The following is a 24488-nucleotide window of genomic DNA, read 5'->3' on the forward strand; positions in this document are numbered from 1 at the left end:
GATCAGCTCCTTCACAGCAGTGCTCCGGGGGCGTAGCCCCGTCGTCAACCTGTGTCTACGCACGTAGAATCCGGCTGTGGAAAAGAACGTAGAAGCGCACTGACCACTCTGGCAATACCGCCGCCGTTACTCAACGAAGACGTTCGGATTTCGCGTTGTGTCAGGCCAGACCGGCCACGCGCAGCGCCAGGGCGAGATCGTGATGGCTGCTGGTGGACACCCCGTCGGCGGCGTCGAGCAGCAGCGGCACCAGGGTGGCCGGATCCGCACCCGCCGCGTCCGCCGCGTCCTCCGGGCTCCGGGCCCGCACCAGCGCCCGCAGCAGAAGGCCCGCCTCGTGGTCGGCACCCGCCGCGACCAGCGCCAGCGCGGTGTGCGCGATCTCCACGACCGGCCGGGAGACGCTCTGCCGCAGCAGCCGCTCGCCGTCGGCCTCCCGGCCCGCCGCCATCAGGGCCTCGGCGGCGGCGGCCAGCCTCGGGGGCGGCAGACACGCCATCTCCCAGAGCAGGGTGGCCACATCCGCCCCGAGCCCGGCGCGTTCCAGCTCCGCCGCGAGCACCGGCAGCCTCGGGGCGGGCCAGGCGGCGGCCTCGCACAGCACCACATGGGCCTCGCCGCCGCGCCCCTGTGCCCGCAGACTGCCGAGCCGGGTCACGGCCTCGGCGGCGGCGCGGTGCGCCTCTCCGCGCCGGGCCGCCTCCCGTACGGCGCGGTGGGTCGCGCTCTCTTCCCGGTCGCCGCGACGGCGGCGCCGGGGGGCGTCCCCGGCGCCGTACGCCCCGGCGAACCGGGCGCCCCGGGGTGTCGCCGGTGCCTCGGGCGCGGCGTCCGCCACCGGGGCGGGGACGGGGGCAGCGGCCGGGGGCAGCGGCTCGGCCGCTCCCCCGGCCGCTGCCCCCTCGGCGTCCGGCTCGATCCCGGCGAACCGGGCCCCGCGCGGTCGGTTGCGTGCGGGCGCGGACCTGGCGGACCTGGTGGGCGGGGGTGCGGAAGCGGCGGGCGCGGGACGCTCGGCGGACGACTCCGGCGCAGCGGGCGTGGCCGCGACGCTCTCGGCGGTACCCGGGGGTGGCTCCTCCGGCGCAACCGGCCGACCGGGTCCGGGCCGGTCGGGTCCGGGCCGGTCGGGTCCGGGCCGGTCGGGTCCGGGCCGGTCGGGTCCGGGCCGGTCGGGTCCGGGCCGCACCGGCCCCCGTGGACCGGGCCCGGTCGGGGGCAGTGCGGCGAGGCGGGCGCGCAGTTCCTCGCAGCGGGCGGTCGCCCGCTCCCAGTCGTCGTGCGCCCACGCCAGATCGGCGGCGAGGCCGTCCCGCGTCGTGGTGTCCCCGGCGGTGTGCACGGCCTCCTGGAGGCGGCGTTCGCGCCGGGCCGCACGGCGCTGTTCGCCCAGCATCGCCTCCAGCCGGTCCTGGAGCGCCGCGCGCCCGCCCACCTCGGTGTCGTGGACCAGGACCGACGCCCGGTAGAGGACCGCCGCGCGGGCCGCCGCCTCCCGCGCCGCCTCCGGGCCGTGCCGGGCGGAGAGGTCCTGGAGCAACGCCTGGACCACATCCCAGGGCGGCACCTCCTGGCCGGCCAGACAGGCTTCCAGACCCCCGGGGTCGCGCCGGGCGAAGACGCCGTACCACCCCGCCCCCGGGTCCAGCCGCCCCGTCAGCACACGCAGGAAGTCCGCGAACTCACCGATCGCGGCCGGGAGTTGCCCGCCCGACATCGCCACTCTCCTCCCCCTCGCACCCTTCACCCCCGTGGCCCGCATTGGACACCCCGCGTGTTACGGGAACGGTTACGGGCGTGCTACGGACGGTTTTCCTGCTGCGCACACAACAGCAAAACTTGCAAGTCTACCTGTTGACATCGCACGATGGAGCGATGGCACCCCAGAACGGTCCCGACGGCACCCCGCACGACCCGGAGACCCTGGCCCAGGAGCGCGTCGCCGTCGATCTCTCCGCCGTCGTCGGCCGGCTGATGCGCCGGATGCGGGCGGCCTCACCGCTGGGCGAGCTGACCCCGTCCCAGCGCAGCGTGCTCAGCCGTCTGGACACCGGCGGCCCGGCCACCACCGCGGCCCTGGCCCGCGCGGAGCTGATCCGCCCCCAGTCGATGCGCGGCATCCTCGCCGCGCTGGAGGAGCGGGGGCTGGTCGAGCGGACCCCGCATCCCACCGACGGGCGGCAGATCGACTTCTCGGTCACCGAGCGGGGGCTGCGCGCGATCACCGCCGCACGGCAGGCCAAGCGGAGCTGGCTGCTGGACGCGATGACCACCCGCCTCGACGCCGAGGAGCGCCGCACCCTGGCCGAGGCCACCGCACTGCTGAAACGTCTGGTCGAGGAATGACGGACGTCAGGGACGCCACGGATACCAGGGCAGCCACGGGCGCCTTGGACGCCGTGCGCGCACCGGTTCCGCGCCCGGGCGACGCGCACCGCTCCCCCGCACCGGCCGGTGCGGGCGATCCGTTCGGGGCCCGGCTGATGACCCCGCTGCTGATCGGCTCGGTCCTCAACCCCGTCAACTCCACGATGACCGCCACCGGTCCGGTGGCCATCGGCCGTGACTTCGGCGTCGGTGCCGCCGGGACCGCCTGGCTCATCGCCGCGCTCTACCTCGCCGGCGCCCTGGCCCAGCCCGCCATGGGCCGTCTCGCCGATCTGCTCGGCCCGCGCCGGTTCCTGTGCGGGCTGCTGGTGGTGTGCGGCGCCGGGTGCTGGGCGCGTTCGCCCCTGGCTTCGGCTGGCTGATCGGCTCACGCGCCCTGCTCGGCATCGGCGCCTCCGCCGCCTGTCCGGCGGCCATGGCGCTGCTGCGGGCGCGGTCCCTGGCCACCGGCGCCCCGGCCCCGCGCATTGGATCTGGAGCGGCCGCGGTGGGCGCCCCGGCTCGGTGAGACCGGCCCGTCCGACGAGGTCATCGCCCTGCTGGGCTGAACCGCGCGGCCGGGCCGGTCCGGGCCCGCGTCGTCAGCCGGTGGGGCTGACCACCATCGCCGAGCCGCCGCCCCGGCGTTCCCTCTCGGCCGCGGCCAGCCAGCGTCCGCCGGGCAGCCGCTGGACGCCCGTCGCGGCGCCGATCTCCGGGTTCTGCTTGAAGGAGTGGCCGAGTGCCTCCAGTTCGGCCCGCTTGGGGCTGTTCCACAGCCCCGGTTCCAGTTCGGTCTGGGCGGCGTTGCGCTGGCTGGCGCGCGGGGCGGCGATGGCGTCGACCAGCGGCAGCCCCCGGTCGAGATGGTTGAGCAGGGTTTGCAGCACGGTCGTGATGATGGTCGCGCCGCCCGGCGAACCGAGCGCCAGCACCGGCTTGTTCTTCTCGAGCACGATCGTCGGCGACATGGACGAGCGGGGGCGCTTCCCCGGACCCGGCAGGTTCGGGTCGTGGACGGCCGGGTCGGCGGGCGCGAAGGAGAAGTCGGTCAGCTCGTTGTTGAGCAGGAAGCCGCGGCCGGGGACGGTGATGCCGCTGCCGCCGGTCTGCTCGATGGTGAGGGTGTAGGCGACGACGTTGCCCCACTTGTCGGCCACCGTGAGGTGGGTGGTGTTCTCGCCCTCGTAGGTGGTGGGGGCGGCGTGGCCGCGGGTGTCACAGCTGCCGGGCTTCGCCGGGCGGTTCGGATCGCCGGGCTTGACCGGGCTCTTGAGCACCGCGTCGGGCTTGATCAGGCAGGCGCGGGAGTCGGCGAACCGCTGTGAGGTGAGTCCCTTGGTGGGGACGTCCTCGGCGGCGGGGTCGCCCACCCACCGGCCGCGGTCGGCGAAGGCTATCCGGCTGGCCTCGATGTAGCGGTGGAGGTAGTCGCGCTCACCGAGCTTGGAGAGGTCGGTCTTCTCCAGGATGTTGAGCGCCTCGGCCACGCTGGTGCCGCCGGAGGACGAGGGCGCCATGCCGTAGACGTCCAGGCCCCGGTAGCCGGTGTGAGTGGGCGCCTGGCGCTTGGTGGCGTACGACCGCAGGTCGCGCGCGGTCAGATCGCCGGGCCGTACGGTGCGCTGGGCCTTCGGGTCCACCGGGGGCTTGCGCACGGTGTCGACGATGTCGCGGCCCAGTTCGCCCTTGTAGACCGCGCCGGTGCCCTTCTTGGCCAGCAGGGCGTAGGTGCGGGCGAGATCGGGGTTGGTGAAGGTGGAGCCCACCACCGGCAGCTTGCCACTGGGCAGGAAGAGCTCGGCCGAGGCCGGGAAGTCCCTGAAGCGGTCCTGGTTGTCGGCGGTCTGCTGACGGAAGGTGGAGTCCACGGTGAAGCCGTCGCGGGCCAGCCGCTCGGCGGGCTTCAGCACCTGCGCCAGTGACTCGGTGCCCCAGGTGTCGAGGGCGTCCTCCCAGGTGGCGGGGGTGCCGGGGGTACCGACGCTCAGTCCGCTGGTGACCGCGTCGGCGAACGGCAGCGGTTTGCCGTCCTTGTCGAGGAAGAGGCCCTTGTCGGCGCTGAGCGGCGCGGTCTCCCGGCCGTCCAGCGTGTACACCTTGTGCTTCTTGGCGCTGTAGTAGACGAAGTACCCGCCGCCGCCGACGCCCGCCGAGTACGGCTCGGTGACGCCGAGCGCGGCGGCGGTCGCGACCGCCGCGTCCACCGCGTTCCCACCGTGCCGCAGGACGTCGATCCCGGCCGCCGAGGCGTCGGGGTCCACGCTGGAGACGGCGCCGCCGTAGCCCTCGGCCACCGGGGTCTTGGCGGGGGTGCCGTGCGGTGCGGAATCCGCCGGGCCGGTCCGCGCCGCACCGGCCGGGGCGATGCCGAGCACCGCGGCCAGCGCGGCCGCGGCGGCCAGCGCGGGGAGCCGGCGCCGGGGCGGCGCGGCGCTGGACGTGGTCGACGGTGCGGCTGGTCGTGCGGCGGGCCCCATCCATACCTCCAAGCGGACGACAGGGGCCGGAGCCTACCCGTGTCCGGCGTGGTCACGACAGAGGGTGGGCCGTCCCGGGTGGTCAGGGCAGGGAACGGGTTCCCCCCATCCCCGGCCTCGAACACCAACCCGGTTCGCCGCTACGATGCGCGGCCATGAATGACACCCTGCAGGACCTGATCGCCTCCGCGGCGGCCCTGGTCGTGGGCCTGGCCCTCGGCTGGGCCGTGCATTCGGCGCTCGTGCGCCGCAAGCGCGCCCGCGAGCAGCGCTTCTTCGGCCTGCCGGACGGCTCGGAGTGTGTGCTGGTCACCCATCGGGACAGCACCTCGGCGCACTGGAGCATTCCACGCCATGACGCGCTCGCGCTGCTCGGACTCGCCTCCGTCGTGGAGAACTGCGGCGCCCACCCGGAGGTCGCGCCGCATGACACCGGGTTGCAGGGGTTCGGCGCGCGGACGGAGTTCTGCGTCGGCGACCCCACGGCGCACCGCAGGCTGTCCGCCCACCTGTCGAACCTGCTGCCGGGCGTGGCCGTGCAGCCGGGCGACGAGTCCGGCGCGGACCGCGGCACCTTCACCATCGGCGGCACCGCCTACCGCGCCGAACCGGGCACCGTCGAGTACGTCCTGCTGGCCCGGCTGACGGCGGGCGAGGGCGGCCGGCCGGTGTTCCTGGCCGCCGGGCAGCGCCCGGTGACGCATCGTGCGGCCGTACGCCATCTGGTGCGCAACCGCGCCCGGCTGGCCCGGAAGTACGGCGCCCACGGCTCGTTCTGTCTGCTGCTGAAGGTGGTCAACTCGCAGGCGTACGGCCCGGATGTGGTCGAGCTGGTCGCCGATGTCACCAAGGCGGCGGCCTCCGGGGCGCCGCGGCCGCAGGCCACGTCCAAGGAAGGTTGAACGGAGCCCACTTGCCGTGATTTCGCGGGGCCGGACCCGGACGGGGCCCGGCCCCCGGGCAGCGCTCCGAGCCGCTCCGGCCCCGGCAGCCAGGAGCGGCTCTTATCGTTACCCAGGCGTAACTTACCGCACTATTACCACCGGTAAACACCCGGGTTACCGTCAAGTCACTTGAGCGCGCGCTCCCTTCAGCCCCCCACGGCCCCCCAGGAGCGACAAGTGACCCTTGCCCGCAAATCCCTGCGTACGGCGGCGGCCGCCGCCGTCTCGGCGACCGTGCTGGCCGGTGCCACCTTCGGCCCCGCCGTCTCGGCACCGGCCGCGGCCTCGGCACCGGTGAGCGCCGTCGCCGCGTCATCGGCATCACCGTCCTCTTCGGCCTCCGTACGCTTCGTCGACATCCCCGGCGACGGCGGGGTCACCCTCGCCGCCAACGTGGTCGCCCCGGCCGACGCCGGTCCCGCACACCGCTATCCGCTCGTCGTGCTGCCCACCAGCTGGGCCATGCCCCAGGTCGAATATCTCGCCCAGGCCAAGAAGATGGCCGAGTCCGGCTATGTGGTGCTCAGTTACAACCCCCGCGGCTTCTGGCAGTCCGGCGGACGGATCGAGACGGCCGGACCACCCGATGTCGCCGACGCCTCCAAGGTCATCGACTGGGCCCTGGCCCACACCGGCGCCGACCCCGACCGCATCGGCCTGGCCGGAGTCTCCTACGGTGCCGGGATCAGCCTGCTCGCCTCGGCATTCGACCCGCGCGTCAAGGCCGTTGTGGCGATGAGCGGCTGGGCGGACCTGGTCGGCTCCATCTACAGCGGCCGCACCGAGCACCGCCAGGCCGTCGGTCTGCTCGGCGGGCTGGGAACGCTGACCGGCCGTCCGAGCGAGGAGATGAAGCAGTTTCTCAAGGACTTCCTCGGCTCCAACCTGGCCAAGGAACAGGACATGATCGAGTGGGGCAGGAAGCGCTCCGCCGCCACCTACCTCGACCGCCTCAACGCCAACGGCACGGCCGTCATGCTGGGCAACGCCTGGGGCGACTCCATCTTCCCGGTCAACAGCTACGCCCGCTTCTACGAGAAGCTCACCGGCCCCAAACGGCTGGAGCTGCGGTCCGGTGACCACGCCACCCCCGAGGTCACCGGACTGCTGGGGCTGCCCAACGACACCTGGGACCACTCCCGCCGCTGGCTGGACCGCTATCTCAAGAGCGAGCGGAACGGCATCGACAGCGAGCAGCCGGTGCAGCTCGCCTCACGGACCAAGGACGGCTACGAGGGCTACCCCAGCTGGGCGGCCGTGCCCAGCGGCCACCGCCGGATCGCCCTGGACCGCACCGAGCGGATCAGCGCCGACCACAACTCCGGCGCCGACGGCGGCACGGCGATCCTCAGCGGCGTGCTGGACCAGTTCCTCAAGCTCCCGCCGCTCGCCTCGATCCCGCTGCTGCCCCGCTCCTACGCGGCCGTCTGGCAGAGCGGCGCTTACGCCACCGAGCAGCGCATCCGCGGCACGGTCACCCTGCACACCACCATGACCAGCAACAAGTCCAGCGGTACGGCGGTGGCGTACCTCTACGACGTCGGCCCGCTCGGGATCGGCAAGCTCATCACCCACGCCCCGGTCACCTTCCACGACCGCACCCCGGGAACGCCGTTCGGCGTGGACCTGGAGCTGTTCTCGACCGCCTACGACGTGCCGGCCGGGCACCGGATGGCCCTGGTCGTCGACGCCAAGGACCCGCTGTACAACGAGCACAACCCGGACGGGGCGCGGCTCACCTTCTCCTCACCCGCGGACGACCCGTCCGCCCTGTCGGTGCCGGTCCGCGACTGATCCGGTCCCCCGTCAGGCCCCCGCCCCCGTGTCAGGCGCGTGTGTCGCCCGGCATGGGGGCGACCGGTTCGGGGGCGGCGACCGGCGTCCGGCCGGTCTTCACACTCCGCCGCTCGCGCTTCGCCACCCAGTTGGCGAACCACGACAGCAGCATGCACATCCCGATGTAGATCGGCGAGATCACCATCACCACCGGGATGAACGGAAGGTCGTAGTCGAGATTGGACGCGATGAGCTTTCCGGCGTGCAGGAACTCCTCGTAGGTGATGAGAAAGCCGAGCGAGGTGTCCTTCAGGGCCACCACCAGCTGGCTGATGATGGCGGGCAGCATCGCCCGTACGCCCTGGGGCACCAGCACGTACGTCATGACCGCCGTCTTCCGCATGCCGAGGGAGTACGCCGCCTCGCGCTGTCCGCGGTCCACCGCGTTCACCCCCGCGCGGAACACCTCGGCCAGCACCGAACCGTTGTACAGCGTCAGCCCGGTGACCAGGGCGGGCAGCGCCTGCACCTTCAGCGCGACAAAGACAAAGAAGATCATCACCAGCACGGGCATCGCCCGGAAGAACTCCACCACCAGCGTGGACAGCCAGCGCACCGGCCGGTGCTCGGACAGCCGTCCGGCCGCCAGTACGGCGCCGAACACCAGCGAGAACACCGCGGCCAGACCGAACGCCTTGAGGGTGTTGGCGAGTCCGCGCAGCAGCAGCTCCTGGATGCCCTTGTACGCAAAGGGCATCCACTTCTGGTGCGCGAACTGACCGGTGTCGACCAGGAGATGGACGATCCAGGCGATCAGCGCCAGCAGCACCGCCGTCGCCGCGATCCCGTACATGCGGTGGCGGCGCCGCGTCCGCGGTCCGGCCACGTCGTAGAGGGCGGTGGTGGTCATCGCGGCACTCCCCAGCGCTTCTCCAGGACGGCGAAGATCGCGCTGATGGCCAGTGTCACGACCAGATAGCCGACGGCGATCCAGATGAAGGTCCAGATGATGCTGTAGCCCATCTCGTTGAGCGGCTTGTAGGTGCCCAGCAGCTCGGTGACGCTGAACGACCCGGCGATGGCGGAGTTCTTGGCGAGCGCGATCAGGGTCGAGCCGATCGGCGGGATGACCGAGCGGAACGCCTGCGGCAGCACCACCGCGCCCAGCGTCTGCTCGAACGTCATCCCGAGGCTGCGCGCGGCCTCGCCCTGCCCGACCGGCACCGTGTTGATGCCCGAGCGCACCGCCTCGCAGATGAACGCCGAGGTGTAGCAGCCCAGCGCCAGCACCGCGAAGGTGGTGAACGGCAGCACCAGGCCGAAGCGCGGCAGCCCCAGCATCACCGCGAAGAACAGCAGTGTCAGCGGGGTGTTGCGCAGCACCGTCACCCACGCGGCGCCGAAGGCTCGCAGCGAGGCCACCGGCGCCACCCGGAAGGCGGCCATCACGATGCCCACGGCCAGGGCGAGCAGCGAGGCGTACACGGTCAGCTCGACCGTGCCGAGGAACCCCTTGCCGTAGAGGGAGAAGTTGTCGGTGAGCACGTCCATGCGGCGGCCTCAGCGTGTCTGGTAGCGGTCGATGGGCGGCGGCTTGGGGGCGGGCACGCCGGACAGGCCGAGGGTCGCGTTGTACGCCTGCTTCCAGTTCCCGTTGCGCTCGTGGACCAGGAGCGCGTCGTCCAGCGCGAAGCGCAGCGCGTTGTCCCCCCTGGGCACCCCGATGCCGTACGGCTCCTTGGAGAAGGGTTTGCCCACCACTTTCAGCTCCTCCGGGACCTTGGCCGCGTAGCCGAGCAGGATCACGTTGTCGGTGGTGACCGCGTCGACCTGATAGCTCAGCAGGTTGTCCACGCAGACCGAGTAGGTGTCGTACGCCACCGCGCGGGCCTCGGGGTAGTCGGCCTGGATCCGCTGGAGCGGGGTCGAACCGGCCACCGAGCACACCGTCTTGCCCGCCAGGTCCTGCGGGCCGTGGATGTCGTCCTCGTCGGCGCGCACCAGCAGTGACTGGCCCGCCATGTAGTACGGCCCGGCGAACCCCACCTGACGCTTACGCAGCGGATTGATGGTGTAGGTGCCGACGTAGTAGTCGATCTGGCCGTTCTGGAGCGCGGTCTCCCGGTTGGCGGAGGCAATGGTCCGGAAGCGGATCTGGCTGGGCTTGAAGCCCAGTGAGGCCGCCATCATCTTGGCGATCTCGATGTCGAAGCCGGAGTAACGGCCGGTGGCCGGGTCCTTCTCGCCGAGATAGGGCTGGTCCTCCTTGACCCCGACGGTGAGATGGCCGCGCCGCTCGGCCCTCCGCCAGGTGGGCGACGCCGGCAGCCGGAAGCCGGTGGCCACCTCGTACGTGGGCAGCTTCTCGGCCCGGGGCCCCTTCGCGGGCGGACTGCCCTCCTTGCCGCACCCGGCCGCCGCCGGGAGCAGGGCGAGGGCCAGGGCCAGCGCGGCGATCGCCCGGCGGATGCGCCTCATGTCCGTCATCACCCGGCTCAGTGCTTGAGGATCTTGGAGAGGAAGTCCCGGGCCCGCTCGGTCGCCGGTGCCTTGAAGAACTCCTCCGGGCTGCGGTCCTCCACGATCCGGCCGTCGGCCATGAACACCACCCGGTTCGCCGCGTAGCGCGCGAAGCCCATCTCATGGGTGACGACCACCATCGTCATCCCCTCACGGGCGAGCTGACGCATGACCTCCAGTACCTCGTTGATCATCTCCGGGTCCAGCGCCGAGGTCGGCTCGTCGAACAGCATCACCTTCGGGTCCATCGCCAGCGCCCGCGCGATGGCCACCCGCTGCTGCTGACCGCCGGAGAGCTGCGCCGGGTACTTGTCCGCCTGATCGGCGAGCCCCACCCGCTCCAGCAACTCCCGTGCCCGCCGCTCGGCCTCCTGCTTGCCGCGTCTGCGGACCTTCTGCTGGGCGAGCATCAGATTGGCCAGCACGGTCCGGTGCGCGAAGAGGTTGAACGACTGGAAGACCATCCCCACCTCGGCGCGCAGCCGCGCCAGGTCCTTGCCCTCCTCGGGCAGCGGTCTGCCGTCCACCACGATGGCGCCCGACTGGACCGTCTCCAGCCGGTTGATGGTCCGGCACAGCGTCGACTTCCCGGAGCCGGAGGGCCCGATGACCACCACCACCTCACCGCGGCCGACGGTGAGGTCGATGTCCTGGAGCACATGCAGCGCGCCGAAGTACTTGTTGACCTCACGCAGCTCGATCAACGGTTCGCCGACGGCCATACCCGGCCCCACCCACTTTCGCCTGTGTCGCGTCAGCGCAAGCTATCCAGACAAAAGCGGCACTTCGCTGATGACACGCAAACCGAAGTGGATACCCCCCGATCGAGACCGGCCGGGGGCAAGACCTCGGGGCAGCGCGCCGGAGACCACCCTGCCGTCGCCGAGGACGACGTACAGCACCCCGCCGCTGCCGAGCGCCAGGGGCCGGGTCTCCTTCAGCTGGTCCCCGGGCGACGGCCGGCGCCGACGCGGTACGCCGCAGCCTGTCGGGCCGCGGCGCCGGCCGCGGCGTGCCGGTCACGGTCGGCGCGCTGTGCACAGCGGAAGCGCCGGTCGGGGCGGACGGGCGGAAGGCGGGTTCCGTGGCGGCGCGTCCGAGGACCCGGCGCAGTGCCCGCTCCCGCTCGGTGATGAGCGCCCGGACCGGCTCGGGCCAGGCGGCCCGCCCGGCGGCGCCCGCGGGTACACCCCCGGCGAGCCGTCGTCCCAGCTCGGCGGTGTCCGGCCGCGCCGAGGGGCCGGATGCGGACGGTCCGCGAGTGGTGCGCGCGACCAGCCGGGTACCCGGGAGAGGTCCGCCTCCGCCTGCGCGATGCGGTAGAGCACCGCGGCCACCGGTCCGTCGCCGAACAGTCCCTCGCCCGTGGCGGCGTAGCACAGCGGCGGCGCCAGGCAGAAGACGTCCGAGTCGGCGACGGCAGCCGTGCGGTGTAGCGGCCGTCCACGGCCTGGGCCGCGGCGATCTCGCGGCGGAAGCGTGCGCGGAAGCCGCGGTCGGGGTCGGCCGCGCCCTCGATGACGAGACCGGGCCGGATTCCGCGCACAGGTCACCCGTTGGTGTCACCGGGCCCCGCCGCGGGGCCCCTAGGTCTCGGCGACCTCCGCGTACAGCTGGGACAGCTCAGGGGCGCCGTCGGTGGCCCATTGGCGGCCGGCTTCGACCACGTCGACCTCGCGGCCGGAGCCGAGTCTGACGACGGGGTGGCCGTTGGGCCAGACCTGCCAGACGGCGCCGGGGACGGTGCGGATGATGACCGTGCCGAGGTAGAGGCCGGCGTCGTTGGCGAGCCAGGGCAGTTCGTCGGGGTCGTCGCGCCAGCGTGGCAGGAGCTGGTCGAGCGCTTCCAACGAGGCGGCGGAGTCGTCGAGTCCGATACCGGCGGTGGCGGCCCGGGCGCGCAGGAGTTCGCATTCGGAGAGCAACTGCGCGACGCCCTGGGGATCCTCCTCTTGGGCTCCCATCAGCGCGACACCGGAAGGGGGGCCGCGCCGCTTGCGCCAGTTGTCCAAGAAGGGGATGTTCATACCACTCAGCGTCGCATCCCACGCACGGGCGCACCACAGGGCGCGCGGTACGGCTCGTGACCCGATGATTGTCTTGACGACACCCATCCGCCTCTCTACGTTCTTCCCGCACCTGTCGGATCAGCGGTCGGGTTGGTTGCGAGAGGGGACTCGTATGCGCGTCGGCAGACGGTGGACGGCGACCGGACTCGTCGCGGGGGGTGTCGCCTTCGCCCTTCCGGCATCGGCCGTGCCGGCTCTGGCCGGGTCATCCGCACAGGCAGCACCACTGAAGCCGCTCCCTCTGGAGCGGCTTTTCGACAACCGGGCGGTCAGTGAGGACACCCGGCCGGGGGACGCGGATTTCGACGGTTCGGGCAACTCGCTGTCCGCGCAGGATCTGAGGGCCGCCGGGTGGACGCCGGGGCGGGTGGTCGACCTGGACGCGGCGCGGCTGACCTGGCCGCGCGGTGCCGGGGTACGGCCGGACAATGTGGTCGCCGACGGGCAGGCGGTACGGTTGCGCGGCCGGGGCGACGCGCTCACCTTCCTGGTCGCGGGCAGTGCGCCGGACGGGCCCGGTGCAGGGGTGAGCGGCACCGGGACGGTGCGCTACCGGGACGGTTCCCGCGGGACGTACACCCTGACCGCGCCGGACTGGCGCGCGGGCTCCGCGGCCACCAAGGCGGTCGGTCTCCCCCACGTCAACAACGCGTCCGGGCAGCGGCTTGAGGCCGCGCGGCTGTACGCGGTGACGGTGCCGGTGGAGCGCGGCCGGGAGATCGCGTCGGTGGTGCTGCCGGAGGATCCGGGTCCGGGTGCCGATCTGCATGTGTTCGCCGCGACGCTGCGGCAGTCCGCGCCGGGCTGGACCGGGAGCTGGGCGGCGAGCACCGCCGGGTACACCAAGGTCGGGCCGTGGACGGACCAGACGCTGCGGCTGGTGGTGCACACCAGCGCGGGCGGGCCGCGGGCCAGGATCCGGCTGGCGAACACCTTCGCCGGGGCACCCGTGGCGATCGGCCGGGCCACCGTCGCCGTCCAGGGGGACGGGGCGGCGGCGCACGGCACGCCGGTGCCGCTGACCTTCGGCGGACGGCGGGGCGCCTCGATCCCCGCGGGGGCGCAGCTGGTCAGCGATCCGGTGGAGTTCCCCGTGCCCGCGGACACCAATCTGCTGGTGAGTGTGCATCTGCCGGGCCCGGTCAGCGCGGCGCCGGTGCACACCCAGGCCACCCAGCGCTCGTATCTGAGCGCGCCCGGCAGCGGAGACCGCACCGGTGATTCCGGTGCGGACGCCTACACCGGCACCCTGACCACCTGGCCGTTCCTCACCGGGGTGGACGTACGGGGCGGACCGGGCACGGTGGTGGCGCTGGGCGACTCGATCACCGACGGCACCAACTCGACGACCGACGCCAACCGCCGCTGGCCGGACGTCCTGGCCCGGCGGCTGCGGGCCCAGTCCGATGTGCCCGCGTACGGGGTGGTCAACAGCGGGATCTCCGCCAACCGCGTGGTCACCGATGTCTATTCGGGCGACGGGGTGTCCACGGTGACCAGCGGGGTGAGCGCGCTGAGCCGGCTGGAGCGGGATGCGCTCGCCCGGACCGGGGCTCGTACGGTCGTGGTCTTCCAGGGCATCAACGATCTGCGCTGGGGCACCTCGGCGCAGGACGTCATCGCGGGGCTGCGGACCGTCGCGGCCCGTGCGCACGCGCGCGGGCTGCGGGTGGTCGGGGCGACGATCGCGCCGTGCGAGGGCGAGGCGCGGTGCACGGCGGACGCCGACGCGCGGCGCCAGGTGGTCAACGCGTTCCTGCGGGACAGCGGCGGGGTGTTCGACGCGGTGCTGGACTTCGACGCGGTGGTGCGGGATCCGCGGCACCCGGCGCGGATCCTCCCGGCGTACGACAGCGGTGACCATCTGCACCCCGGGGACGCCGGGTTGCGGGCGCTGGCGGAGTCGATCGACCTGCGGTCCCTCTCGGGCTGAGCCGCTGAGCGCCGGGTGGGGGCCCCGCGGGCTCAGGGGGCTCCGCGGGCTCAGACCTCCAGGTCGACGACGACCGGGGCGTGGTCCGAGGCGCCCTTGCCCTTGCGCTCCTCGCGGTCCACATACGCGTCGCCCACGGCCTTCGCGAACGGCTCGTTGCCGTAGACCAGGTCGATCCGCATGCCCCGGTTCTTGGGGAAGCCCAGTTCGCGGTAGTCCCAGTAGGTGAAGGGGCGGTCGTACTTCAGCGGGCGCGGCACCACATCGGACAGTCCGGCGCCGCGCAGCGCGGCCAGGGCGTCCCGCTCCAGGTCGGTGACATGGGTGAGGCCGTCGAAGGCGGCCCGGTTCCAGACGTCCTCGTCGCTGGGCGCCACGTTGAAGTCGCCGAGGACGGCGAAGGGGCGCTCACCGGCGGCGTCGCCGGAGACCACCGTGCGCAGCGCCTCCAGCCAGCTCAGCTTGTAGTCGTAGTGCGGGTGGCCGATCTCCCGGCCGTTGGGCACATAGACCGACCAGAGGCGGACGGCGCCGCAGGTGGCCGCTATGGCGCGCGGCTCCTGCCCGCCGTCGTAGTCCGGGCCGCCGGGCAGCCCGACGGTGATCTCCTCGAGACCCACCCGGGAGAGCAGCGCCACCCCGTTCCACCTGCCGGTGGCGTTGACCGCGGCCTCATAGCCCAGCTCACGCAGCGGCTCGTAGGGGAAGGCGGACTCGGCGCACTTCGTCTCCTGGACGCACAGCACGTCCGTGCCGCTGCTCTCCAGCCAGGCGAGCAGCCGCGGCAGCCGGGCGGTGATCGAATTGACGTTCCAGGTGGCGATGCGCATGGAGGCCAACTTAACAGCCGGGTCCGACAGCGCTCACAGGCTCAGGCTCTCCCCCGGCGTCAGCCGCAGATGCTCGGTGCTGCCGATGCCCGGACCCTCGGGGCCCAGCATCCGGCCGTAGACCTGCGGCGCGACATCGGACAGCAGGGCGTCGTGGATGTCGACGGCGCGGCGCGGGGCCACCGCCCGGATGTAGTCGAGCACCTCGCTGAACTTGTTCCAGGGGGCGTGCACCGGCAGCAGCAGGGTGTCCAGCCGGTGGCCTGGGGGCACGGTGAGCGCGTCGCCGGGGTGGAAGACGGTGTTGTCCACCACGTAGCCGACGTTGGTGATCCGGGGGATGTCGGGGTGGATGAGGGCGTGCAGTTGGCCGTGGACCTCGATCTCGAACCCCGCCGCGGTGAAGGTGTCGCCCTCGCCGACCGTGTGCACCCGGCCGGGAAACGCCGCCGAGATCTGTCCGGCCACACTGGCCAGGGTCCACAGCTGGGCTTCGGGGTTGGCCTCGAGCGCCACCCGCAGCCGTGCCTCGTTGAAGTGGTCGACGTGCTCGTGGGTGACCAGGATCGCGTCCGCGGCGACCGCCGCGTCCTCTTCGCTGAAGGCTCCGGGGTCGATGACGAGCGTCTGCCCGCCCTTCTCCAGCCGGACGCAGGCGTGGCCCTTCTTGGTGAGCTTCATGTGGATCATTCTGCTACCGGACCGGCCCCGTAAACGGGTTACTCCTCCGGGCTGGTCTCCTCGCGGATGACCCGCTGGGCCACCGCGAAGGCGGCGTTCGCCGCGGGCACTCCGCAGTAGACGCCGGTGTGCAGCAGCACTTCCCTGATCTCGGTGGGGGTGAGCCCGTTGCGCAGCGCGGCGCGGGTGTGGAAGGCCAGTTCATCCAGGTGGCCGCGGGCGACCAGGGCGGTGAGGGTGATCACGCTGCGGGTGCGCCGGTCGATCCCCGGCCGGGTCCACACCTCGCCCCAGGCGTAGCGGGTGATGAAGTCCTGGAAGTCGCCGGTGAACTCGTCGGTCTGCGACTCCGCGCGGTCCACGTGCGCGTCGCCCAGCACCTCCCGGCGCACCTTGATACCGCGCTCGTAGGCGTCGGTACGGGCGTCCGGCGCCGGTTCGGGCGCGGCGGCCCAGCCGATCTCGGCGGCCGGGGTGGAGGCCGGGGTGGCCGTCGGGGCGGCGGGGGGCGCGGGGGCGAGCACCGGCTTGACCGGCGGCGCCGGGATCGCGGTCATCCCGGTGGGGTGGTCCGGGCTCTGCCAGGTGCCGGAGAAGTGGCGGACCAGCAGATCGGTGACGGCCCCGGGCTGCTCGACGGGGGCGAGGTGGGAGGTACCGGGGACCATCGCGAGCCGGGCGTCGGGGATTCCGGCGACCAGGACGCGGGCGTCGGCGGGCGGGGTCACCTGGTCGTCGGCGCCGACCAGGACCAGGGTGGGGGCGCTGATCAGGCCGAGTTCGGCGCGGATGTCGAAGGCGGCGAACGCCTCGCAGCAGGCGATGTAGCAGCCGGGGTCGGTGGTGCGGACCATCTGGACGGCCCAGTCGACGATGGCGGGCTGGGCGCCCGCGAACGCGGGGGTGAACCAGCGCTCCGGGGTGGCGCGGGCCACCGGGTCCAGTCCGTTGGTGCGGACCACCACCCCGCGCTGGCGGAAGGAGTCGGCGGTGCCGAAGCGCGGGGAGGCGGAAACGAGGGCGAGCGAGCCCACTCTGAGCGGATGTCGCAGGGCGAGTTCGGCGCCGATGGCCCCGCCGAGCGAGCAGCCCGCGTAGCCGAACCGGTCGATGCCCAGCTGGTCCAGGGTGGCCAGCAGCCGGCCGGCGAGGTCGGCGACGGAGGAGGCGGGGTGGGCCGGTGCGCCGCCGTGGCCGGGCAGATCGAAGCGGAGCACCCGCCAGTGGCGCGAGAGCTCGGGTATCTGGCGGTCCCACATGTGCCAGGTGGTACCCAGCGACGGTCCGAGGACGAGCACGGGCCCGTCCTCGGGGCCGTCGGTCCGGTACTGAAGTGTCTTGATCTCACTCACCCGAAAACGGTATCCGAACGAGGCGGCCGCCCTTTACGGCGTCACTGTGGAGACAACGTAGACCTTCGGGTGACGGGGATTGTCACGGTTGACGGTGATCTCCAGCCTGGGCTGGGGATCCTTCTGTTGGAACACCGTTCCTGACCAGTGCTTGCCCGAACCCAGCTGCCAGCCGACCTTCTTGGCCTCCTTGGCGCTGATCGTCACCTCGCCCCGCTCCAGTGCCGACGGGCGGACGCCGGCCCGGACCAGAAAGCGGTGGAGACCCTCGCGCGAGGTGATGAACTGCACGTACAGCGAGCTCTCGTCCCAGGAGTTGGTCTCGTAGAAGGCGACGTCCGCGGAGTAGGGCGGGATCGGCACGTCGTATATGCGCCGCTGCACCCGGCTGGGCCAGCCCTCGGTGAGCCCGGTGGCCGAGGCGCGCTCCTCCTTGTTCTCGCCGCCCTCGCGGCTCTGGATGGCGGAGATCACCCCGTAGCCCGCCGGGATCGCGATCAGCAGGAAGATGACCAGGGCCCTGAGCCAGCGGCGGCGCGGCCGGCCGTCGTCACCGCCGGGAGTGCCGGGACGCGCCGGGACACCGCTGCCGCGGCCCGGCGGGGTGGCGCCCTTGTCGCCCTGCGCGGGGCGCCGGTCGGCGGCGTTCATCCGCGGCCCGCCTGTCCTCGGGGCGCCAGCCGCAGCGGGGAGGTCCCGGCGCGTTCGTAGCGCTCGACCCGGCGGCGGTTGGCACGGCGGAAGCGGCGGGCCACCAGCCGGGCGAGGTCGGCGGCGCCCACCATCCCGGCCTCGGGCCCCAGCTGGGCCTTGACGATACGGGCCTCCGGCCGGTAGCCGCGGCCGGTGAGGGTGCGCCGGAAGGCGTCCCGGGCGGGCCCGATCAGCAGGTCGTCGGCGGCGCTGACGCCGCCGCCGATGACGAAGCAGGAGGGGTCGAGGGCGGCGGCCAGGTTGGCGATGCCCACACCGAGCCACTGGCCGATGTCCTGGAGCAGTTCGATGCACATGGCGTCGCCCTCGCGGGCCAGCTCGGTGATGAGCGGTCCGGTGATCTCCTGGATGTTGCCGCCGACGCGGTCGGTGATGCCGTACGCCACCGGGGACTCGGCGGCGGCCAGCTCACGGGCCTCGCGCACCAGGGCGTTCCCGGAGCTGTACTGCTCCCAGCAGCCGCGGTTGCCGCACGGGCAGCGGTGTCCGGCGGGGACGACCTGCATATGGCCGAACTCGCCCGCGACCCCGTACTTACCCCGTTTGACCTGGCCGTCCTCCAGGATGGCGCCGCCGATACCGGTGCCGAGCGTGATCATGACGAGATGGTCCTCGCCGCGTCCGGCGCCGAACCGCCACTCGGCCCACGCGGCCGCGTTGGCGTCGTTGTCGACCATGACGGGGACCGCGAGCCGCTCCGCGAGCCGGTCCCGCAGCGGTTCGTTGCGCCAGGAGAGATGGGGGGCGAACAGGACGCGGTTGCGGTCGGCGTCCACCCAGCCCGCGGCGCCGATGCCCACCGCGTGCACGTCGTGCCGGTCGGAGAGGTCCAGCACCAGTTCGGTGATGGTGTCCTCGACGACCTTGGGGCTCTTGGACTTGTCGGGCGTCTCGGTGCGCAGCTTCTCGAGGATCACGCCGTCGGCGTCGACGACCCCGGCCATCACCTTGGTGCCGCCGATGTCGATGCCGACGGTGGGCACCCGGGGCGCGGACAGGTGCGAGCGGCGCTCACGGGTGCCGACGGTCCGCAGCACGGTGGCGCGGGCCGAGCCCCGGTGCACTCTTTCGCGGTAGATGCTCATCGGCCGCCCCCTTCACCGGTGCGGGGGGTGCGGTCGCTGCGGGTGCGTGCTCGCAAGAGTTCGTCGTCCCTGCGGGGGTCTCGGGAGGCCGGGGCCTCGGGGCGTTCTCGTGGCGGGTGGGGCCCGCCGTGCGATTGTGCCTCACCCGGGGCTCGCCCCGCATGGCGGAGTCCCGGGGCCGCGTGCCCCGGGACCCGGGCTTCAGCCCGCGGCCGGGCCGGAGTCCAGCCGGGCCAGCTCGTGGCTGAGCTGCTCCAGCTCGCTGCCGCCCGCCATCTGGCGGGTGAGCTCGTCCAGGGCGATGCCGTCCTTGGTGTGGCTGCCGGCCATCGCGCCGCGCTTGAGCAGTACGAAGCGGTCCCCGACCAGATAGGCGTGGTGCGGATTGTGGGTGATCAGCACCACGCCCAGGCCCGCGTCCCGGGCGGCGGCGACGTACTTGAGCACCACCCCGGACTGCTTGACGCCCAGCGCCGCCGTCGGCTCGTCCAGCACCAGCACCTTGGCGCCGAAGTGGATGGCGCGGGCGATGGCCACGCACTGGCGCTCACCGCCGGAGAGGGTGCCGATGGGCTGGTCCACATCGCGCAGGTCGATGCCCATGCGCAGCAGCTCGCCGCGGGTGGTGGCGCGCATCGCGTCCACGTCGAGCCGCCGGAGGGGCCCGTGGCCCTTGCGCAGCTCGGAGCCGAGGAAGAAGTTGCGCCACACCGGCATCAGCGGGACCACGGCGAGGTCCTGGTAGACCGTGGCGATCCCGCGGTCCAGGGCCTCGCGCGGGGAGCCGAGCCGGGTCTCCTCGCCCTCGAGGGCGAAGCTGCCGCCGTCGTGCCGGTGCAGCCCGGAGATGATCTTGATGAGGGTTGACTTGCCCGCGCCGTTGTCGCCGAGGACGCAGGTGATCTCCCCCGCGCGCACTTCGAGGGACACCCCCTCCAGCGCCTTGACGTTGCCGTAGTACTTGCTGACGCCGTTCAGTTCGATCAGCGGCGATGTGGTCACTTGCTCGCCTCCGCCCGCTTGCGGACCCACCAGTTGAGCAACGTGGCGAGCAGCAGCATCGCCCCGAGGAAGAACTTGAACCAGTCCGCCCCCCACTGCGCGTAGACGATGCCCTTGTTGGTCATGCCGAAGATGAACGCGCCGACGGCGGCGCCCACCGCGGAGCCGTAGCCGCCGGTCAGCAGACAGCCGCCGATGACGGCCGCGATGATGTACAGCAGCTCGTTGCCGACACCCTCACCGGACTGGACGACGTCGTAGTGGAACAGCAGGTGCTGACCGGAGATCCAGGCGGCGAACGAGACGCCCATGTAGAGCCCGATCTTGGTGCGGTTCACCGGTACGCCCACCGCGCGGGCCGCCTCCTTGGCGCCGCCCACCGCGAAGATCCAGTTTCCGGCGCGGGTGCGCAGCAGGATCCAGGTGGCCAGCGCGATCAGGGCGAACCACCACAGGACGGTGACCTGGACCTCGACGTCCCCGATGGTCAGATGCGAGGCGAACACCTTGTGCGCGGAGGGGAAGCCCTCCATGTCGGCGATGCTCTTGGTGGAGACGGTGTCGCTGATCAGCTTGGTGAAGCCGAGGTTGCAGCCCTGGAGGATCAGGAAGGTGGCGAGGGTGATGATGAAGCTCGGCAGCCCGGTGCGCACCAGCAGACAGCCGTTGAAGAAGCCGATGGCGAGGGTGGCCAGCAGGGACACCCCGACACCGACCCAGACGTTCGCCGTCATCTGGTACGAGAACATCGAGGAGATCAGCGCCGAGGAGGTCACCAGGACCCCGGTCGACAGGTCGAACTCCCCGCCGATCATCAGCAGCGCCACCGGTACCGCCATGATCCCGATGGTCGACGAGGCGTACAGCACGGTGCTGAAGCTGGACCACTGGAGGAACGCGTCGGCGGCGACCGAGAAGAAGACGAAGACGGCGACGGCGCCGACCACCGCGCCGAGCTCCGGACGGCTCACCAGACGGCGCGGCAGCGAGGCGCGCACCGTCCGCTCGTGATCCGGGCGCCGCGGTCCGCCGGGGTTGCCGGTCGCACCGGGTGTTTTCAGGGGTTGGGCGTCCGCGCTCATCGGGTCCCCCGCTTGGTGTACGCCGCGAGCTCGGCGGCGTCGCCCTTGGTGACGATCTGCGGGCCGGTGAGGACCGGCTTGCCGCCACCGAGGACATCGGCGTTGTAACGGTGGAGCCAGAGCAGGTCCACCGCCTCGTAACCCTGGAGATACGGCTGCTGGTCGACGGCGAAGCCGAGCGTGCCGTCCTGGAGCGCGGCGGCGACCTTCGCGTTGAGGTCGAAGGTGTCGATCTCCGCCTCGCTGCCGGCGCCGTCGGCGGCCTTGGCGGCGGTGTCCGCGAAGGGCGCGCCGAGGGTGACCACGCTGTCGATGTCCTTGTCGGACTGGAGCTTGGCCTCGATGGAGGACTCCACATCGGGCATGTTGGTGCCCTCGACGTAGATCTTCTCCAGCTTGCCCTCGAACGTCTCGGCCGCGCCGTCGCAGCGCTGCTCATGGCCGACGTTGCCCTGTTCGTGCAGGACGCACAGGGCCTTCTTGCGGCCGCGCTTGTTGAGCTCCTCGCCGACGGCCTCGCCCGCGATGGTCTCGTCCTGGCCGACGTGGGTGAGGGCACCGAACTTCTTGGACTCACCGGAGCCGGAGTTGACGGTGATCACCGGTATTCCGGCCTTCTGGGCCCGCTTGACCACCGACTTCATGGCATCGGGCTTGGCGAGGGTGACGATCAGCCCGTCGACCTTCTGGTCGATGTAGGACTGGACCAGCTGGGCCTGCTCCTTGCCCTCCTCGTTGTGGGCGTAGAGGAACTTGATGTTGTCCTTGACGGCGGCCTGCTTGGCGCCGCTCTGCACGATGTCCCAGAAGGTGTCGCCGTCACCGGAGTGGGTGACCATGGCGAAGGTCCACTTCGGGGTGGTGACCGCCGCCCGGCCCTGGGCCGCCTGGGCGGCCCGCTCCTCGGCGCGCTTGCCGCCGGTACTGCTGCACCCGGCCAGGCCCGCGCCCAGTGCCGCCGCCACCAGGGCGGCGGTCACCGCGCGCACCCCTGTCCGAACCCTCGCCGCGCTCGCCACGTAGCGTCGCCCTTCTTGCCGTCTGTTCCGGTCTTGTCCCGGATGACCTGGTCTGTCCGCTGTCATGATCACGGCCGGGCGCCAGGTGTTCCGGGCTCCGGCCGCCGCCAAGTATCCGTCACCGGTGACCACCGGGGCCCCGGGGGGCTCGGCGGGTGCCACGGGCGGTGTCCTCCCCCGCGACCGACTCGTCCTGGCCGATGTGGCCGGCCCTGGCCACGACCGCCTCGCCTTGCCGCCGCCGGAGCCCTCGGGCCGGTCCTCGGACTTCTTCCCGCCGCTGTCGCTGCACCCGGTGAGCGCGAGCGCCGCCGCGAAACCGAGGGCCGCCGCCGTGCGAGCCGTACGAGAGTTGCGCGTCCACCGATGCCTCATCCTGGCTCCGCCTTCCCCTCCCGGCCGCCCCGTTGCGGCTGGAGGACTTTTAGCGGCGGGCGCGGATCACGTCAAGGCGGCGTGCTCCAGGGAGTGTTGAGGAGGGCCGGGGCGGTCAGGGGCGGACGAGCAGCTGGAACTCGAAGGCGTAGCGCGAGGCCCGGTAGGTGTGCGAGCCGAACTCCACGGCCCGGCCGGTGTCGTCGAAGGTCGTACGCTCCATCGTCAGCAGCGGCGCGCCCTCCGGCTCACCGAGCTGCTCGCCCTCCTCGGCGGAGGCGGCGCGGGCGCCGACCGCCTGACGGGCGCTGTGCAGGGTGATCCCGGCCGCGCGCATCAGCCGGTACAGACCGGTGTTCTCCAGCTCCGCGCTGTCCAGGGTGAGCAGGCCCGCGGGGAGGCGGTTGCACAGATGGGCCATGGGCTCGCCGTGGGCCAGCCGCAGCCGCTCGATCAGCACCACGTCGGTGCCCTCCGCGATCCCGAGGGCGGCGGCGACCTCGGCCGTGGCGGGTTCGGTGGTGTTCCGCAGCACCCGGGTGGCGGGGCGCTGGCCCGCGGCCTCCAGATCGTCGTAGAGGCTGCTCAGCTCCAGCGGGCGCTTGACCTGGCTGTGCACCACCTGGGTGCCCACACCCCGGCGCCGCACCAGCAGCCCCTTGTCGACCAGCGACTGTATGGCCTGGCGGACGGTGGGGCGGGACAGCCCGAGCCGCCCGGCGAGATCGATCTCATTGCCGAGCAGGCTCCCGGGCGCCAGCCTCCCCTGTTCGATCGCCGCCTCCAGTTGCTGGGACAGCTGGAAGTACAGCGGGACCGGACTGCTGCGGTCGACGCTGAACTGGAGCGCGTCCGCCGCGCCAGAAGAGTCTTCTCCCTGCATTGCCACGGGGCGAGCGTAGCCGGATGAGCACATGACGGGAAGTCGTGAAGTTCTGTTGTCCGGACAAATGACCCGGCGACTACGCAGAGAGATCAACTACGTCGCGACGGTGACCGTCGGCACACCCATGGGCCCGCGGCCGCGGCCGGACCGTTCTCAGCTGCCGCGGGCTCCGTTCAGCGCACACCGCCGGGGGCCGGGGTGAACTCGACCGGCAGGGCGGACAGTCCACGCATCCAGGGGGACGGCCGCCAGACGAGCGCCTTCGGCGACACCGCGAGCCGCAGATCGGGCAGCCGGTCCAGCAGCACTTCGATCCCGGTACGGGCGATGACCTCGGCGATCTCCTGGGCCGGGTAGGGGCAGCGGTGCGGCCCGTGGCCGAAGGAGAGGAAGGCGCTGTTGCCCTCGGTGGAGGCCCGCCGGTCCGGGCGTACCTCCGGATCGGCGTTGGCGGCGGCGAAGCCGAGCAGCAGCAGATCCCCGCGGCGGATCCGCCGGCCGCCCAGCACGGTGTCCCGGGTGGCCCAGCGGCCCGCGATGTTCTGGGTAGGGGTGTCCTCCCACAGCACCTCGTTCATCGCCCGGGCCACGCTGTGGCGGCCGCCGGAGAGCGAGAGGGCGAACCGCTCGTCGGTGAGCATCAGCCGCAGGGTGTTCCCGATCCAGTCGGCCGTCGACTGGTGGCCCGCCCCGAACATCACCATCAGGTCCTGGATGATCTCCTCGTCACGGGAGGTGTCCGAGGAGACGATCATCCGGGAGGCCACATCCGGCCCGGGGACCTCGCGCTTGACGGCCAGCAGCTCCCGCATTCCGGCACGCAGCGCCTTCTGCCCCTTACGGGCCTTCCGGCTGCCGTCCACCACGTCGTTGAGCGAGCGCAGCAGCCCCGGCCCCATGGTGTCGGGGAAGCCGAAGACACGGGCGATGACCAGCGCCGGGAGCAGCACCGCGTACTCCGCGATCAGATCGCCCTCACCGCGCTCGCAGAACGCGTCCACCAGCAGGTCGGCGAACTTCTCGGCCTGGTCCCGCAGTTCGTAGGGGTCGACGGCCTCCAGCGCGTTGTTGATGGTCAGCGAACGCCTCCGGTGGACCTCGCCCTCGGTGTAGACCACGGCCGTGTCACCGCGGCCGATCATGGGCAGCAGGGGCCAGTCGTCGGGTATGTCGTCCCATGCGTTCCAGCCGCTGGAATCGCGGGTGAACAGCGACGGTTCGCTGGTCAGTTGGCGCAGCTCGGGATAGCCCAGCACCAGCCAGGCGGGGATGCCGCCCTCGAGCAGCACCGGGGCCACCGGCCCGTGTTCGCGCCGCATATCGGCGTACATCCGGGCCGGGTCGGTCTGGAACCCCGGCCCGCTGAGCGGCCG

The 24488-nt window shown here is 72.4% G+C and carries 21 protein-coding genes and 1 pseudogene; 5 read left to right on the forward strand and 17 right to left on the reverse strand.

Annotated elements, in window-relative coordinates; all coding sequences use genetic code 11:
- Window positions 1-160 precede the first annotated feature (160 nt).
- Window positions 161-1717 carry a hypothetical protein gene (locus HUT19_RS09325; protein WP_176180006.1) on the reverse strand — a complete coding sequence of 519 codons (1557 nt, stop codon included), beginning with the start codon at window positions 1715-1717 and terminating at the stop codon, window positions 161-163.
- Window positions 1718-1875: 158 nt separating this feature from the next.
- On the opposite strand from HUT19_RS09325, the gene HUT19_RS09330 reads away from it, so the two are divergent.
- Both HUT19_RS09330 and HUT19_RS09335 read left to right on the forward strand, forming a co-directional pair.
- A complete protein-coding gene (locus HUT19_RS09330) occupies window positions 1876-2346 on the forward strand; it encodes a MarR family winged helix-turn-helix transcriptional regulator (RefSeq protein WP_176180007.1) in 471 nt (156 codons plus the stop codon).
- Window positions 2347-2399: 53 nt separating this feature from the next.
- A pseudogene (locus tag HUT19_RS09335) lies at window positions 2400-2818 on the forward strand (MFS transporter); the annotation flags it as partial.
- A gap of 151 nt (window positions 2819-2969) precedes the next feature.
- Here the strand turns inward: HUT19_RS09335 and ggt are convergent.
- Complete coding sequence (ggt, locus tag HUT19_RS09340; protein WP_176180008.1) at window positions 2970-4847, reverse strand: gamma-glutamyltransferase; 1878 nt, start codon at window positions 4845-4847, stop codon at window positions 2970-2972.
- Window positions 4848-5002: 155 nt separating this feature from the next.
- On the opposite strand from ggt, the gene HUT19_RS09345 reads away from it, so the two are divergent.
- Entirely contained in the window at window positions 5003-5749 is a 747-nt protein-coding gene (locus HUT19_RS09345; RefSeq protein WP_176180009.1) for a hypothetical protein, read from the forward strand.
- A 219-nt stretch (window positions 5750-5968) separates the two neighbouring features.
- Entirely contained in the window at window positions 5969-7585 is a 1617-nt protein-coding gene (locus HUT19_RS09350; protein WP_176180010.1) for an alpha/beta fold hydrolase, read from the forward strand.
- A gap of 31 nt (window positions 7586-7616) precedes the next feature.
- On the opposite strand, the gene HUT19_RS09355 is transcribed toward HUT19_RS09350, so the two are convergent.
- From HUT19_RS09355 to HUT19_RS09375, 5 genes are all read right to left on the reverse strand, one after another.
- Window positions 7617-8477: an amino acid ABC transporter permease gene (locus tag HUT19_RS09355; protein WP_176180011.1), complete on the reverse strand. Its 861-nt coding sequence runs from the start codon at window positions 8475-8477 to the stop codon at window positions 7617-7619.
- Window positions 8474-9118 carry an amino acid ABC transporter permease gene (locus tag HUT19_RS09360; protein WP_176180012.1) on the reverse strand — a complete coding sequence of 215 codons (645 nt, stop codon included), beginning with the start codon at window positions 9116-9118 and terminating at the stop codon, window positions 8474-8476. Before HUT19_RS09360 ends, HUT19_RS09355 begins: the two co-directional genes overlap by 4 nt.
- A gap of 9 nt (window positions 9119-9127) precedes the next feature.
- Complete coding sequence (locus HUT19_RS09365; RefSeq protein WP_176180013.1) at window positions 9128-10054, reverse strand: glutamate ABC transporter substrate-binding protein; 927 nt, start codon at window positions 10052-10054, stop codon at window positions 9128-9130.
- An 8-nt stretch (window positions 10055-10062) separates the two neighbouring features.
- Window positions 10063-10809 carry an amino acid ABC transporter ATP-binding protein gene (locus HUT19_RS09370; RefSeq protein WP_303331635.1) on the reverse strand — a complete coding sequence of 249 codons (747 nt, stop codon included), beginning with the start codon at window positions 10807-10809 and terminating at the stop codon, window positions 10063-10065.
- Between the two features lie 864 nt (window positions 10810-11673).
- Complete coding sequence (locus tag HUT19_RS09375; RefSeq protein ID WP_176180014.1) at window positions 11674-12114, reverse strand: DUF6278 family protein; 441 nt, start codon at window positions 12112-12114, stop codon at window positions 11674-11676.
- Window positions 12115-12268: 154 nt separating this feature from the next.
- Between HUT19_RS09375 and HUT19_RS09380 the strand changes: the two genes are divergently transcribed.
- Window positions 12269-14089, forward strand: a complete 1821-nt coding sequence (locus tag HUT19_RS09380) for an SGNH/GDSL hydrolase family protein (RefSeq protein WP_176180015.1) — start codon at window positions 12269-12271, stop codon at window positions 14087-14089.
- Window positions 14090-14139: 50 nt separating this feature from the next.
- On the opposite strand, the gene HUT19_RS09385 is transcribed toward HUT19_RS09380, so the two are convergent.
- The 10 genes from HUT19_RS09385 to HUT19_RS09430 all read right to left on the reverse strand — a co-directional run bounded on the left by HUT19_RS09385 (window position 14140) and on the right by HUT19_RS09430 (window position 24446).
- Window positions 14140-14919, reverse strand: coding sequence for an exodeoxyribonuclease III (locus HUT19_RS09385; protein WP_176180016.1), 780 nt, complete (start codon window positions 14917-14919; stop codon window positions 14140-14142).
- 33 nt (window positions 14920-14952) lie between these two features.
- A complete protein-coding gene (locus HUT19_RS09390; RefSeq protein ID WP_176180017.1) occupies window positions 14953-15600 on the reverse strand; it encodes an MBL fold metallo-hydrolase in 648 nt (215 codons plus the stop codon).
- 38 nt (window positions 15601-15638) lie between these two features.
- Complete coding sequence (pcaC, locus tag HUT19_RS09395; protein WP_176180018.1) at window positions 15639-16952, reverse strand: 4-carboxymuconolactone decarboxylase; 1314 nt, start codon at window positions 16950-16952, stop codon at window positions 15639-15641.
- 33 nt (window positions 16953-16985) lie between these two features.
- Window positions 16986-17603: a hypothetical protein gene (locus HUT19_RS09400; RefSeq protein WP_176180019.1), complete on the reverse strand. Its 618-nt coding sequence runs from the start codon at window positions 17601-17603 to the stop codon at window positions 16986-16988.
- Complete coding sequence (locus HUT19_RS09405) at window positions 17600-18751, reverse strand: ROK family glucokinase (RefSeq protein WP_176180020.1); 1152 nt, start codon at window positions 18749-18751, stop codon at window positions 17600-17602. Before HUT19_RS09405 ends, HUT19_RS09400 begins: the two co-directional genes overlap by 4 nt.
- 201 nt (window positions 18752-18952) lie before the next feature.
- Window positions 18953-19783 carry an ATP-binding cassette domain-containing protein gene (locus HUT19_RS09410; protein ID WP_176180021.1) on the reverse strand — a complete coding sequence of 277 codons (831 nt, stop codon included), beginning with the start codon at window positions 19781-19783 and terminating at the stop codon, window positions 18953-18955.
- Window positions 19750-20835, reverse strand: a complete 1086-nt coding sequence (locus HUT19_RS09415; RefSeq protein WP_254885500.1) for an ABC transporter permease — start codon at window positions 20833-20835, stop codon at window positions 19750-19752. The genes HUT19_RS09410 and HUT19_RS09415 overlap by 34 nt, the downstream gene beginning before the upstream one ends.
- Window positions 20832-21815, reverse strand: a complete 984-nt coding sequence (locus tag HUT19_RS09420) for a sugar ABC transporter substrate-binding protein (RefSeq protein ID WP_254885501.1) — start codon at window positions 21813-21815, stop codon at window positions 20832-20834. The genes HUT19_RS09415 and HUT19_RS09420 overlap by 4 nt, the downstream gene beginning before the upstream one ends.
- A 529-nt stretch (window positions 21816-22344) precedes the next feature.
- Window positions 22345-23112: a GntR family transcriptional regulator gene (locus HUT19_RS09425; RefSeq protein WP_176186698.1), complete on the reverse strand. Its 768-nt coding sequence runs from the start codon at window positions 23110-23112 to the stop codon at window positions 22345-22347.
- Between the two features lie 176 nt (window positions 23113-23288).
- A complete protein-coding gene (locus tag HUT19_RS09430) occupies window positions 23289-24446 on the reverse strand; it encodes a cytochrome P450 (RefSeq protein ID WP_254886139.1) in 1158 nt (385 codons plus the stop codon).
- Window positions 24447-24488: the final 42 nt, after the last annotated feature.

Source organism: Streptomyces sp. NA02950, assembly GCF_013364155.1.
Classification (GTDB): domain Bacteria; phylum Actinomycetota; class Actinomycetes; order Streptomycetales; family Streptomycetaceae; genus Streptomyces.

Coding starts and splice junctions, on each gene's coding strand:
- HUT19_RS09345 (WP_176180009.1), top strand. CDS start 5,003: ATGAATGACACCCTGCAGGACCTGATCGCCTCCGCGGCGGCCCTGGTC.
- HUT19_RS09380 (WP_176180015.1), top strand. CDS start 12,269: ATGCGCGTCGGCAGACGGTGGACGGCGACCGGACTCGTCGCGGGGGGT.
- HUT19_RS09325 (WP_176180006.1), bottom strand. CDS start 1,717: ATGTCGGGCGGGCAACTCCCGGCCGCGATCGGTGAGTTCGCGGACTTC.
- HUT19_RS09400 (WP_176180019.1), bottom strand. CDS start 17,603: ATGAACGCCGCCGACCGGCGCCCCGCGCAGGGCGACAAGGGCGCCACC.
- HUT19_RS09355 (WP_176180011.1), bottom strand. CDS start 8,477: ATGACCACCACCGCCCTCTACGACGTGGCCGGACCGCGGACGCGGCGC.
- HUT19_RS09365 (WP_176180013.1), bottom strand. CDS start 10,054: ATGACGGACATGAGGCGCATCCGCCGGGCGATCGCCGCGCTGGCCCTG.
- HUT19_RS09370 (WP_303331635.1), bottom strand. CDS start 10,809: ATGGCCGTCGGCGAACCGTTGATCGAGCTGCGTGAGGTCAACAAGTAC.
- HUT19_RS09425 (WP_176186698.1), bottom strand. CDS start 23,112: ATGCAGGGAGAAGACTCTTCTGGCGCGGCGGACGCGCTCCAGTTCAGC.
- HUT19_RS09405 (WP_176180020.1), bottom strand. CDS start 18,751: ATGAGCATCTACCGCGAAAGAGTGCACCGGGGCTCGGCCCGCGCCACC.
- HUT19_RS09330 (WP_176180007.1), top strand. CDS start 1,876: ATGGCACCCCAGAACGGTCCCGACGGCACCCCGCACGACCCGGAGACC.
- HUT19_RS09430 (WP_254886139.1), bottom strand. CDS start 24,446: ATGTACGCCGATATGCGGCGCGAACACGGGCCGGTGGCCCCGGTGCTG.
- HUT19_RS09360 (WP_176180012.1), bottom strand. CDS start 9,118: ATGGACGTGCTCACCGACAACTTCTCCCTCTACGGCAAGGGGTTCCTC.
- HUT19_RS09415 (WP_254885500.1), bottom strand. CDS start 20,835: ATGAGCGCGGACGCCCAACCCCTGAAAACACCCGGTGCGACCGGCAAC.
- HUT19_RS09375 (WP_176180014.1), bottom strand. CDS start 12,114: ATGAACATCCCCTTCTTGGACAACTGGCGCAAGCGGCGCGGCCCCCCT.
- HUT19_RS09385 (WP_176180016.1), bottom strand. CDS start 14,919: ATGCGCATCGCCACCTGGAACGTCAATTCGATCACCGCCCGGCTGCCG.
- HUT19_RS09390 (WP_176180017.1), bottom strand. CDS start 15,600: ATGAAGCTCACCAAGAAGGGCCACGCCTGCGTCCGGCTGGAGAAGGGC.
- ggt (WP_176180008.1), bottom strand. CDS start 4,847: ATGGGGCCCGCCGCACGACCAGCCGCACCGTCGACCACGTCCAGCGCC.